The organism is Streptomyces sp. NPDC050988 (assembly GCF_044456225.1).
In the GTDB taxonomy this organism is placed as follows: domain Bacteria; phylum Actinomycetota; class Actinomycetes; order Streptomycetales; family Streptomycetaceae; genus Streptomyces.
The window spans coordinates 234,142-246,902 of record NZ_JBITFQ010000011.1 but is presented as its reverse complement, the minus strand read 5'-3'; the positions used below and the strand labels follow the sequence as shown (position 1 = coordinate 246,902).

General features: G+C 68.3%; 6 protein-coding genes. 4 read left to right on the top strand and 2 right to left on the bottom strand.

Translation table 11 applies throughout. The features are described 5' to 3' along the window. Positions 1-28: 28 nt before the first annotated feature. Positions 29-2,701 (bottom strand): hypothetical protein, encoded by a 2,673-nt coding sequence (locus ACIBEI_RS24740; RefSeq protein WP_398892272.1) that lies wholly within the window; start codon positions 2,699-2,701, stop codon positions 29-31. Continuing rightward, a complete protein-coding gene (locus ACIBEI_RS24735) occupies positions 2,694-4,217 on the bottom strand; it encodes a hypothetical protein (RefSeq protein ID WP_398892270.1) in 1,524 nt (507 codons plus the stop codon). Before ACIBEI_RS24735 ends, ACIBEI_RS24740 begins: the two co-directional genes overlap by 8 nt. 374 nt (positions 4,218-4,591) lie before the next feature. On the opposite strand from ACIBEI_RS24735, the gene ACIBEI_RS24730 reads away from it, so the two are divergent. The 4 genes from ACIBEI_RS24730 to ACIBEI_RS24715 are packed head-to-tail and all read left to right on the top strand — an operon-like array spanning position 4,592 to position 12,761. After that, on the top strand, positions 4,592-6,703 hold the full coding sequence (locus tag ACIBEI_RS24730; protein ID WP_398892268.1) for a hypothetical protein: 2,112 nt from the start codon (positions 4,592-4,594) through the stop codon (positions 6,701-6,703). 33 nt (positions 6,704-6,736) lie between these two features. Then, a complete protein-coding gene (locus ACIBEI_RS24725) occupies positions 6,737-8,377 on the top strand; it encodes a type I restriction-modification system subunit M (protein WP_398892266.1) in 1,641 nt (546 codons plus the stop codon). Next, entirely contained in the window at positions 8,374-9,498 is a 1,125-nt protein-coding gene (locus tag ACIBEI_RS24720) for a restriction endonuclease subunit S (RefSeq protein ID WP_398892264.1), read from the top strand. Before ACIBEI_RS24725 ends, ACIBEI_RS24720 begins: the two co-directional genes overlap by 4 nt. After that, on the top strand, positions 9,495-12,761 hold the full coding sequence (locus ACIBEI_RS24715) for a type I restriction endonuclease subunit R (RefSeq protein ID WP_398892262.1): 3,267 nt from the start codon (positions 9,495-9,497) through the stop codon (positions 12,759-12,761). Before ACIBEI_RS24720 ends, ACIBEI_RS24715 begins: the two co-directional genes overlap by 4 nt.

Below are 12,761 nucleotides of genomic sequence, written 5' to 3'. Positions count from 1 at the left end.
GGGATGGGAACGTTGAGACTGGCCCAGGCTATTGCTTGCAATGTGGTGGTTGGGGCCCGGCTAGGCGGAGGTCCGACAGGACTTGGTGAGCCAGTTCGAAGGGCTGGTTGCGGGGGCCGTGAGGGACGGAGGCGGCGGATTCGAAGCCGCGCTGTGCGGCGAGGGCTCTGGGGCCTACCAGTCCGGTGAGCCGGTAATGCCGCCAGAGGGGAATCGGCCGGCGGGCATCGACCACGATGAGGTCGGGCCGACGCCAGACGACCAGCGCCCAGGCTCCCCCGCCGGAGTCCGAGCCCGAGTCGGCCCAGGCCCCGACCAGGGGGGCGCCCTCGGCGGCGCCGACCGCTTCGAGTGCCACCAGCGCGGGGTTACTGAAGCGGCCGGTGACATGGAGCAGGAGTCGTCCGTGGCGGTGTACTTCGCGCCCCTTCTCGGCGAGGGACCATACGGCGTCAGCTAGGGGATCGTCCTGGACGACGTCCGACGCGACATCGAGCACGGCGGCCTGGTCGACGGCCGGGCCGAAGGCTGTGTCGAGCAGCGTCGTGTATTCCGTGACGTACGCGGAGTCCACTGCGGGAAGCAGATGGCCGACGGCCTGGGAGGCTTCGTTGAAGGCGAGTGTCTCAGGGGTGATCTCGTAGCGTGGGGCGTGGCTTCGGAGCACGGCGAGGGCGACTGCGGCGAGGCTGCCGGCCTGCGGCTCGATCCGCTCGGGGAGATCGTTTCGGTTCAGTGCGCGGACGGCCCGGGAGAGCAGCGGCAGCCAGTCGGTGTGCGCCGGAGGCCAGGCGCCCGCCGCGACGGTCCACAGGGTCAGCCGGACGACGAGCATGCGCTCCGGCGGGCCCAGGTGGGGAGCGAGGGCGACGAGGCGCTCCACCCAGCGGCGGTATCTGCGACGGACTTCCTGGTCGGCCTGCCGGAGGTCGGGCAGGGTGGTGGTACTGCTCGCTTCGGCACCGGCTGCCTCGGGGTCGTGCTCTGCTGCCACGGCCTCTGTGTCGTCATCGTCGAGGGCGGCTTCGATGTCGTCGGTGAACCGCTCGTCCCAGGAGACGGGCAGCAGGTCCTGAAAGGGCGTGCTGGTGTTGGTGGGCAGGGGGAGCCCCAGCGCGAAACGCGCGAGCGGGTGTCCGACCCGCCCGGCGCATTCGTCCAGATAACGCTCCCAGCCGTCCTCGTCGCCGTCCAGCGGAGCCGTCGCGACTGCACCGCCAGTGCTGTTGCTCGCGGATGCGCCCGCTGGGGTGGGGGTCAGTCCCGTACGGAGGGTTTCCAGGTCGCCCAGGAATCGTTCGGCGAGCCGGGGATCGGCGAACAGGTCGGGTGGCCGTGTCGTGGGGGCCTGGGACTGGGCCGGGGTCATGCGGCGCAGGGCGCGGTCGGGGTCGACGACGAACACGATGTTGCCGAAGCTTGGTACGCCGTCGCTGTCGACGACGACCAGGCGCACACGGCTGCCCGCATCCGCCGGAGCCGTCACCGTCAGCGTGGCCTGGCCGGGCGGGATGTCGGCGATGCGCTCCCATGCCTCCGGCGGCGCTGCCGCCTGGGATAACTCCAGGTGAGCGGTGTCGGAGAGAGGCCGGGCCAAGCTGATCTCCAGGCCGTCCGATACGCGTAGGGCACCGAGCAGCAGCGGCCCACTGCTGGCGATGGGGCGGGGAAGGGGCGGGGCCGTGTGCAGCCGGACGGCGGGCTCGTCGGTGCCATTCGGAAGGAGGGTGGCGGGAATGGGGGTGATGACGCCGAGTTCGCAGTTGCCGCCCTCGCCCTGGGAAAGCAGCAGAGCCGCGGCGGAGAGATTCGGGCTGCCGGTCAGGGCCCACCGCTGCCCCTCGGAGACCCACTCGACGAGTTTCCCGTGGCGGTACCGCTGGTCGTTGTCCCTGATGACACGTCCGTCGTACTCCTTCACCAGGGCGGCGACCGACGGACCGTCGAGATCGCTGAGCCCGGGCTGGTAGGCGAGGGTGAACCGGCTCGGACGGAAGCGTTCGAGCAGCCGCCGCAGTGCCATCGAGCGCCGGTCGTAGAAGGGCGCGAAGACGGCCAGTTCGTCTACGGGCCCCTGCGGCAGCTGATCGATGATCGGCGAACGAAGGCTGCTGACGACGCGGACCTGCGGCGCCGTGGGTGTCCTGTCGCGGTGGAGCCGGTCCAGCAGTGCTGCGACCCGCCCCAGCGCCTGCGGCACTCCGGCGGAGAACCTCACCTTTTCCGGGAGGTCGCGCAGCCATGCCGACAGCTCCGGAACAGCGGCGGTACTCTGCTCGCCGTCCACCCGCAGAACCGTCCACAGTTCGGCGTTGGCCTGCCAGCCGGCCAGCGTGGTGTTGCCGGAGCCGACGGCGATGGTGGCGTGCTCCGGTCCGGCGAGGACCATCAGCTTGGGATGGAACGCGGCGCCGTGCGCGTATGCCAGACCGGCGAGGTAGCTGCGGCCGGCCCGCCGGACGGAGCGGGGATCGTTCCGGGTCATGGAGACATCTCCCGCCACGGTGACGCGTGCGCCGGTGGCCTGGGTGACGCCGAGGGCGATCTCCTCGAAGAAGCCGAGATCGGCGGTGAAGCTGAGGAAGAGCGCTTCTTCCAGGTTCCGGCCGCCCGTGCGTTCCTCGTCGAGGATGAGGGTCAGCGGAGAGGCGAACGCGGTCGGCGGCTCCGCCACTCCCGATGCCGGTGCGGTCTCAGTCAACGAGAACCCTCCCGCGACTGGTCACCGACCAGCGCTGGTCGTCGAAGTGCAGTACACCGCAGGTGGCCAGTACGGTCCCGAGCTGGTCCAGCCGTAGCCCGACGTCACCGCGCCCCTCCTGGCTCGTCCGGTACAGCAGACCGCCCCGCTCATGCAGCCGGGTCGGCAACCACAATGTGCCGTCAGCGCGGCGGCGGGCCTTGGCCAGCGCGATCCGCTGCGACCGCGCCACCAGGTCGTAGGTGAGTCGGCGGGCGACATCGCGCAGTTTCATGGGCCGTGCTTCGTCAAGGCGCCGCTGGACCCATTCCGGGCCGAGCTCGACACCGCGCTGGCCGAGGAACGCGTCCCGGGCCCGACCGGTGAGTTCGTCCACCCGACGGGCATTGGTGGCGAGCACTCGCAGTTCGGCGACGGGCAGCGGATCACCCGCCCACCTCAGGTCGTGCTCGGCGGGCAACGGCGCTCCGGTCGTGCTCTGCGTCGCGGGAAGGGAGGACAGGAACGCGTCCACCGTCACGTCGGGCAGCTCCGCGGCGAAGCGGTCGGCCACTTCCTCGATCGGCACCAACCCGTTGACCTGCTCCACGAGCCAGGACCACAGGCGGCGCCACGCTCCGACGGAGTAGTTGCGCAGCACCACTCCGCGCCAGACGCCGGCCGCGTCGATGCCACTGGTGACGGCATCAGTAGTCAGGAAGTCGCCGAAAGCGAGCACATGGCCGATGTCGCGGGTGAAGTATCGAACGGGATGTGTGGCGACCACACGAGCCAGAAGCTGAATCGCCTGTCGTCGCGTTGCCGAGCGGGAACCTGCTTCGGCCGTCGCATCGGGCTCGCACATGAGGTTCGCCAGCCACGCTCCGTCAGGATGCTCGCCGCCCACGCACACGCACAGCCGGTCCCCGAAAGAGGCGAGATCATCCACGTTCAGCGTGTCCTCGGCGGCCAGTTCGAGCAGCCCGCCCAGGCCGGCTCGTAGTGCCGCGATCTCAAGCCGCGGTCCAGGAACTGGCATGGGGCCCGCACCGAGGATGCCGAGCGCGACCTCGGATCCGGCGTACGGTCCCCAGAACCCCCACGAGTTGCCTACGTACCCGTCCTTGCCCGGGACCTCGGCCTCGGACATGGCGACCGTCCCGGCGTGCAGCCGCCGGGCCAGGGCATCGACCCCATGAGCACGCGGCAGCCAGTCCAGACTCTGCGGATGGTGCGCGAACGACACCGCAGCCAGGGCCACTTCCGCGCGGCGCAGCAGAGTCTGGGTGGCCGGGGCCGTCAGGTCCTCCGCCTCGGCTTGCGCCGCGATCAGCCCGTGCAGTGCGTAGTAACGCGCGTGCGGAGTCACCGCGGTCACTCCGGGGACCAGGTGATCGACCATGCGCATCACATGCCGCTCCACCGAGAGCGGATAACGGCCCGCGGCGACGTCCAGGCCGGGGCGGCTCCAGCCCGGTCCGTCCACGACCTCGGGCGCCTGCCCCTTCCCACCGACGGCGACCATGCGCTCAACCATTTCCCGCTGTCACCCCCCTCAGCGCTGTTCAGTCGGGAAACTGATCCGTCATTCTGGCGCATCTCTTGGGGCAGTGGCACTTCGGTGTGAATCACCCAGCCGGATGAGGCAGCCCGATGGGGCTGCTACGCATCCAAATCTGATAACCATCATTATCAAGCGAAGGTGCGCTCGCATTGCCGGGATCGGCGTAGGGTCTTGTGACGTCAGGCGGGAACGGTCAAGCGGAGCCGTGACGCACGACAAGGGGGCCGGCCTTACGGCCGAAGCGGCTGATGTGACGATAGATGAGCGGGGGAGGGATGCGTACCGTGGCCACTGGTCTGCCGGACCCGGCACTCCGCTCCTCAGGACCGCTACCTCTCCTGGTGTCGATGTCCGACATCGCTACGTTCGCCCGGGTGAAACGCCCTGTCGTGTCCACCTGGCGCCGACGCCACCCGGACTTCCCCGCCGCCACGTCCGAGAACTCGGGACGGCCGCTGTTCGACGGCGCACAGGTGACCGACTGGCTCATCGCCTCCGGCCTCGGCAACGCCGCCCCGCAGGAACTCCGATCCGAGCTGGCCCTTTTCGGCATCATCGCGCTGCGGGACCGCTTCACGCCGTGGCAGCTGGTTGAGACGCTCGGCAGCCTGCTGTGCCTGCGCCGGCTCGACGGCCGGCCACTGACCGACGCCGCGAACGTCTCCCCGGCCTCCCCGCCCGACGCCGAAGCCGACGAGGCCCTCTGGTCCGCGCTGCTGCGCCGAGCAGAACGGATCGACGCCGAGGACGATTTCGTACTCCGCGAGCTTCGCGCGATCGACGCCACGGCGGCCCCGCTCGCCCGCCTCGCCGAGGACCTGATCGAGTCCGCCTACGACGAGCGGGGCGCGTACGAGTGGCTGCTCGCCGCCCGTTCCCGGCTCGGGCTGGACTCCCTCGCCGCAGACGCGGTCACCCCGGAGCTGCGGAGCCTGTTCACCCAGCTCACCGACCTCCGCGTCCGCCTTGAGCGAGGCGAGTCCCTCACCCTCGCCGACCCGCACGCCCGCGCCGGCGACCTGCTCGCCGCGCTCCTCGACGACACGGAGGACCGCGACCGCGTCACCGTCCTCGCCGCCGACCCCGACGACCGGCTCACCCGCATCACCCGCCGCCGCTTCCTGCTGGCGGGCGTCAGTGAACTCGACCTGGACGTCCAGACCGGCACCGACCTGGAGGAACGCTTCGCTGACCCGGACCTCGTCGTCACCCAGCTCCCGTACCGCCCCGGCGAGGACCGCTCGGTACTCGCCGCCCTGACGGAGCTCGAACGCGTCGCCTACCTCCTCCGCCCCGGCTGCACGGCCCTCGTCCTCGGACCGGCCGACGCTCTCGTCGACGAACTGAAGAGCACCGAGGCCGCCCAGCTCCGCGCCGCCCTCCTGCGCGAGAACATCGTCGAGTCGGTCATCGCGCTTCCCGGCGGGGTCCTGCCGTTCCGACCCGGCTACCGTCCAGCCCTGTGGACGCTCACGCGCGGTCCCGTCCGGGCGGCGGAGGGCCAGGTCTTACTGGCCGACATCAGCTCGGAACAACTCACGCCGGGCGTGCGCGCGCGGCTCGCCGAGGACGTCCTCCTCTGGCGTGCGGAAGGCTTGCGAAGGCTCGACGGCCATGACCCCTACTACGGCCGTGTGGTCCCAGTCGCTGACCTGGACCGGGCCTTCGGCGGACCGCTGACCCCACCCGCGCCGCCCGCCTCCGCGATCTGGTCCGACAAGGTCACCGAACGCCCTGCCCTGATCGCCGAGGCCGAGGCGCGCCTGGAGCGTGCGACGGCGGACACCCGGGCGTACGAGGACGAGCGGGGCCCTTACCAAGGGGCCGTACTGCGCAGGGTCGGTCGCCTGCCTGAGCGCACCACCCTCGGCAAGCTGATCGCCGCACGCAGGGTGACCCGGCTCCCCGGGCACCGTATCGACGAGAAGCACCTCACCCGGGATGGCCACCACGCTGTCCTGGGCCCCGAGGAGATCACCGGCGAACGCCCCGTGGGCGACCGCCGCATCGACCGCCTGCTGCTGGCGACGACGTACGAACGGGCGGCGCTCACCGAGCCCGGTGACGTCGTCTACACCCTGGCGCCCCGCCTCGGCGTGTACGTCGACCACGACGGCTTCTCGGTCGTCGCGTTCCCGGCCCGCATTCTCCGCGTCAACGCCAATGCCACCCGCCCGCTTACCCCCCGGGTCCTCGCGGCCCTGCTCGGCGCGGCCCGTGGCACCGCGCGCAGCCCCAGCGCGGTGCGCGCAGCCCGCCGTATCGAGGAGTACCAGCTTCCTGACTTGGACCCGGACGAGGTGCAGCGCTTCGACGCCCTGCTGGTCGAGACGGAACGCCGCGAACGCCTGCTGCGCGCCCAGTCCGACGCACTTGCCGAGGCCCGCAACCTGACGATCGCTGGCCTGGCCGACGGCACCCTCACCCTCGGCGAACCCCGAACCACCAACCACACGTAAACCATCCACCGACACCGTCTGGAAGAAGGAACGATGCCTCCCCGCAAGCGAGCCGCGGCAGCCGCCGGACAAGGCGAACTGCTGAGTGTCTCCAGCACCAAGGAGATCCAGGACATCCTGTGGAAGGCCGCGGACAAGCTCCGCGGCTCCATGGACGCCGCCCAGTACAAGGAGTTCGTGCTCGGCCTGGTCTTCCTGAAGTACGTCTCCGACGCCTTCACCGAACGCCGCGAGGAACTGGCCGCCGACCCCGAGCTGGCCCAGATCCCAGAGCACCGCCGGGCGGCCTTCCTTGAGGAGAAGGACGAGTACACGGAGAAGAACGTCTTCTGGGTGCCGCCGACGGCCCGTTGGGACCACATCTCCGAGAACGCGGCCAGTGCGGAGGGCGGTGTCGGCAAGCTCCTCGATGAGGCCATGGACGAGGTGATGAAGGCCAACAAGACCCTCACGGGCGTACTCCCGAAGATCTTCAACCGCGACAACGTCGACCAGAAGCGCCTGAAGGAACTCGTCGACCTCATCAGCGACGCGCGCTTCACGGGGCATGGCGACCGTCCCGCCCAGGACGTCCTGGGCGAGACGTACGAGTACTTCCTGGAGAAGTTCGCGCGTGCCGAGGGCAAGCGGGCCGGCGAGTTCTACACCCCGGCGAGCGTGGTCCGTCTGCTCGTCGAGGTGCTGGAGCCGTACGAGGGGCGGGTGTACGACCCGGCGTGCGGCTCGGGCGGCATGTTCGTCCAGAGCGGCAAGTTCGTCGAGCGGCGCAAGGGCAAGGACCACACGCACGACATCGCGGTCTACGGCCAGGAGGCCAACGAGCGCACGTGGCGCCTGGCCAAAATGAACCTCGCCATCCACGGCATGGACCCGAAGGGCGTCGGCGACCGCTGGGCGGACACGTTCGCGGACGACAAGTTGCCTGATTTGAAGGCCGACTTCGTGATGGCCAACCCGCCGTTCAACATGTCGGACTGGGCGAGGAAGTCGGATGACAGGCGGTGGCGGTACGGCACCCCGCCCCAGTCGAACGCCAACTACGCCTGGCTCCAGCACATCGTGTCCAAGCTGGGGGACAGGGGCAGCGCGGGTGTCATCTTGGCCAACGGGTCCATGGCGTCGAAACAGTCGGGAGAGGGCGACATCCGGGCGGCGTTGGTTGAGGCGGACCTGGTGTCCTGCATGATCGCGTTGCCGGGCAACCTGTTCCGTACAACACCGATTCCAGCATGTCTTTGGTTCCTGACGAAGGATAAGTCGCCGCAGGGGACGAAGGTTCTCAACGACCGGCGGAGTCGAGTGCTGTTCATTGACGCGCGGCAGATGGGCACGATGCGTGACCGCACGGAGCGCGTCCTCACCGAGAAAGACCTGGAGAAGATCTCCGACACGTACCACGCGTGGCGGGGGACGAAGTCGGCGAAGGATAAGGGGGTTTCGTACGAGAACGTGCCAGGGTACTGCTACAGCGCGACGCTGGAGGAGATTGAGAAACATGACTATGTGCTGACGCCGGGGAGGTACGTGGGCGCGGCGGAAGTTGAGCACGATCCGGACGCGGAGCCGATGGAGGAGCGGATCGCTCGGCTGACGAAGGAGCTGTTCGAGCAGATGGACGAGTCGGCGCGGCTTGACGCGATGGTGCGGGAGCAGTTGGGGAGGACCGGCGAATGAGTTGGCCGACAGAGAAACTCGAATCCCTGTGTAGCCGCGTGACCAGTGGTGGAACCCCCAGCCGAACTAACCCTGACTTTTATGTCCGTGAGGGGATTCCCTGGGTGAAGACGCAAGAACTCACGGACAACTGGGTGTGGCACACTTCTGAGCATATCTCTGAAGACGCTATGCTGACTTCCTCGGCCAAGCTGCTCCCGGAGTCGACGGTTCTGATCGCCATGTATGGGGCAACGGCAGGGAAACTTGGGTTGCTCGCTGCTGAAATGGCATGCAATCAGGCATGTTGTGCACTGGTCGCGGACCCTCGGAAATCGGACCCCCGCTACCTCTTTTACGCGATCCTCAACTCTCGTGACGAGCTCAAGAACCTGGCGAACGGGGCTGCCCAGCAGAACCTTAGCGGACGGCTGATCAAACAATTCCGAGTTCCAGCACCGCCGGTGAGTATCCAGCGGGCCATCGCAGGAGTGCTGGGGGTGCTGGACGACAAGATCGCGGCCAACGAGCGCGTCGCCAACGCAGCTCTTAATGTGGCTCGTGCCCTCTATGAGGAGGCTTCGCTCCGGGATGGAGAGAGTGCGGAGCTCGGGGAGATGGTCGCACTCAAGTACGGCAAGGCTCTGCGTGAGCCTGACCGCAGACCAGGGCCGGTTCCTGTGTATGGATGCACGGGACAGGTCGGGTGGCATGACTCAAGCCTTACATCGAGCGCAGGGCCGGTAGTCGGGCGTAAGGGGGCGAATGCCGGGTGGATTTCCTGGTCGCCTCGATCGAGCTGGATCATTGATACCGCCTTCTTCGCCGAGACTCTCAGAGAATACCTCTCCCCTGAACTGGCCTTCCTAATGCTCGAGACTGCTCATCTCCCCGGTCTCGTCGGGGACTCGGCTGTGCCAGGGTTGAATCGAGATACCGCGCACCGGCATCTCGTAAAGGTTCCGTCCCCGTTGATTGCGCAGGAACTGTCCGAACGGGTTCGTCCGCTGATCAGGCGGTCAACTCAGACCCAAGAGGAGACCCACACTCTGGCTGCCCTCCGTGACACTCTCCTTCCTCAACTCATGTCCGGCAAGCTCCGAGTCCGCGACGCCGAGAAGATCGTGGAGGGCGCCGTATGACCACCGAAAGCGGCAGCGAGCCCACGCACACCCCAGCCCACCTCGACGCCAAAATGACCGAGTCCACCTGGGAGCACCTCGCCCTCGACGAACTCGCCCAACTCGCCTGGGAAACCAAGCCCGGCAAAGACCTAGTCCCCGGCACCGGCCACCGCCGCGACTGGGACGACCTGATCCTCCACGGCGAGCTCCAGGCAGCCATCGAGAAGTTGAACCCGGAGCTGACCTCCACCGCCGTGCACGAGGCGACGCGCATCGCCACCGACCCCTCCTCCCGTGAGGCGTACCCGGAGAACAAGCAGGCCCACGAGTATCTGACCACCGGCATTCGCCTCACCTACACCGATGAGTTCGGCGCTGAACAGACCCCCACCGTCCGCCTCATCGACTTCACGGACCCCGACGCGAACAGCTACCTCGCCGTCAACCAGGTCACGGTCAGGGACACCGACGGCAGCCACCGCCGCTTTGACATCGTGCTGTACGTCAACGGCCTCCCCCTCGCCGTCGTCGAACTCAAAAACGCCTCCGACGAGAACGCCACCCTCAAGTCGGCCCACGCCCAACTCCGGACGTACGTCTCGGAGTTCCCGATCGCGTTCCGCTACAACGTGCTGTGCCTGGTCTCCGACGGGATAACCGCCAAGTACGGCACCGTATTCACGCCGTACGAGCACTTCGCGCCCTGGAATGTCGACCACGAGGGCAAGCCCGTCGACACCAACGAGCCCGGCTACGATGGCCTCGACGCGCTGAACCTGGCCCTCCACGGCCTGTTCACGCAGGAGCGGTTCCTCTCCCTCACCCGGAACTTCGTCAACTTCCCCCCGCCCAAGCCGGGCGAGCCCCTCTCCGGCAAGCGCATCGCGAAGCCGCACCAGTACTTCGCGGTGAACAAGGCCGTGGACGCCGTTGTCGAGGCGTCGCGGACGAACGGCCAGGCCGGCGTCGTCTGGCACACGCAGGGCGCGGGAAAGTCGGAGGAGATGGTGGAGACGGCCGCGCTCGTCCTCCGCCACCCGGCGCTCAACAACCCCACCATCGTCGTCATCACCGACCGCAACGACCTCGACGACCAGCTCTACGACACCTTCCTCGACAGCGAGTCCCTGCTGGAGGCGAAAGCTCACCAGATCGACACGCGCGAGGAGCTGCGCACCGAGCTGACGCGGCGCAACGTCGGCGGGATCGTCTTCACCACCCTCCAGAAGTTCGGCCTGAGCCAGGAGGAGAAGGCGGCCGGCAAGTCCCACCCCCTCCTCTCCGAGCGCCGCAACATCCTGGTGATCGTCGACGAGGCCCACCGCTCGCACTACGACAGCCTCAACGGCTACGCCCGCCACCTGCGCGACGCCCTGCCGTACGCCACCCTGCTCGCCTTCACCGGTACGCCGATCTCGAAGGCTGAGGCCGACACCCGTGCCGTCTTCGGCGAGTACATCGACATCTACGACCTGAAGCGCGCCGTCGACGACGGGGCGACGGTCCGCGTGTTCCACGAGCCGCGTGTCATCAAGGTGGACCTGCCCAAGGGCGTCGACCCGAATAAGCTCGACGAGCAGGCCAACACCCTCACCGAGGGCATGGACGACGCGGAGCGCCGCCGGGCCATCCAGTACGCCACGACGATGAACACGGTCTACGGCGCCGAGGACCGCATAGCGAAGCTCGCCGATGACCTGATCGCGCACTGGGAGCAGCGCCGCGAGCTGGTCAAATCCGATATCGGTGCCCCCGGCAAGGCGATGGTCGTGTGCGCGACCCGCGAGATCTGCGTACGGGTCTTCGACGCGCTGGCCGAGCGGCGGCCCGGCTGGGTCAGCGAGGAGGTCAGCAAGGGTGTCATGAAGATCGTCTTCCACGGCGACCGCTCCGACCCCGAGCACATGCGCAAGCACTCGCTGCGCAAGTCCCAGCAGAAGGTCGTGCAGAAGCGAGCCAGGAATGCCGACGACGAGCTGGAACTGCTCATCGTCCACTCGATGCTGCTCACCGGCTACGACGCCCCGCCCATCCACACCCTGTACATGGACCGCCCCATGCAGGGCGCCAACCTGATGCAGGCGCTCGCCCGCGTCAACCGCCGTTTCCGCGGCAAGCAGGACGGCCTCCTCGTCGGCTACGCGCCCCTCACCGACAACCTCACCAAGGCCCTGCGCGAGTACTCGGACCAGGACCGCAAGGACCAGACCCTCGGCGCGGACATCGAACGGGCCGTCACCGAGGTCAAGAACGAACTGGCCACGATCAAGGGGCTGCTGGCCGGGAGCCGTTGGAAGGAGTGGTTGGCCGACACCGGCCGCCCCGACACACGCAAGCGCGCCCTCCGCCTGACCGCCGACTTCCTGCGCGACCCGAAGAACCCGGGCAACAAGGTCGAGCCACCCGCCAAGCCGCTCTCCGTCCGCTTCAAGGACAGCGCGGCCAGGCTGGACCGTTTCTACCGTGTCTGCGCGATGAGCAAGGAGATCGCCGAGCGCTGCGAGGACCTGGACGACTGGCGTCGTGACATCTCGTTCTTCAGCGAGGTCCGGGCCTGGATGATCAAGCTCGACGCCGCCCAGCGCGAGGCGAGCGGGGAGCCGCTCAGCGCCGAGGTCCAGCGCTACCTGCAAGCCCTGGCCGCCTCGGTCGTCGACGCCGACGAGATCACCGACCTGTACGCGGAGGCCGGGATTGGCCGGCTGGACATCACCCGTCTCAACGAGGCGCAGCTGCGCAATCTGGAGAACTCGGAGACCCCGCACCTGGTCACCGAGGCCCTGCGCCGCATGATCCAGCAGAAGATGCGGGAGGTGACCAAGCACAACGTCGTCCGCAACGAGAGCTTCACCGAGCGGCTTAACGATCTGATGAGGCGTTACATGCTCCAGCAGCTCAGCAGCGCCCAGGTGATCGCGGAACTCGCCGCCCTGGCACGGGAGGTGTCGGCGGAGGCCCGCCGTGGCGAGCGGTTCGACCCGCCACTGACGCACGCGGAGCTGGCCTTCTACGACGCCGTCGCCCACCGCGACATGGCCGAGGCGATGGAGGGCGGCGACGACACCCTCGCCAAGATCGCCCGTGCCCTCGTCAAGGACATCCAGAAGAACCTCTCCGTCGACTGGCTCTCCCGCGAACCCGTCCGGGCAAAGCTCCGTACCCGCATCCGTCGCGTGCTGGCGATGTTCGACTACCCGCCGGAGGAGGAGCGCGAGGCGGTCGACCTGGTCCTCAAGCAGATGGAGATCGTGGCCGCGCTGTGGGCGCCCGCCGCGAAGTAG

Excerpts from the sequence above, each read along its gene's own strand:
- ACIBEI_RS24735 (WP_398892270.1), bottom strand. The coding sequence starts at position 4,217 with ATGGTTGAGCGCATGGTCGCCGTCGGTGGGAAGGGGCAGGCGCCCGAG.
- ACIBEI_RS24730 (WP_398892268.1), top strand. The coding sequence starts at position 4,592 with ATGTCCGACATCGCTACGTTCGCCCGGGTGAAACGCCCTGTCGTGTCC.
- ACIBEI_RS24725 (WP_398892266.1), top strand. The coding sequence starts at position 6,737 with ATGCCTCCCCGCAAGCGAGCCGCGGCAGCCGCCGGACAAGGCGAACTG.
- ACIBEI_RS24720 (WP_398892264.1), top strand. The coding sequence starts at position 8,374 with ATGAGTTGGCCGACAGAGAAACTCGAATCCCTGTGTAGCCGCGTGACC.
- ACIBEI_RS24715 (WP_398892262.1), top strand. The coding sequence starts at position 9,495 with ATGACCACCGAAAGCGGCAGCGAGCCCACGCACACCCCAGCCCACCTC.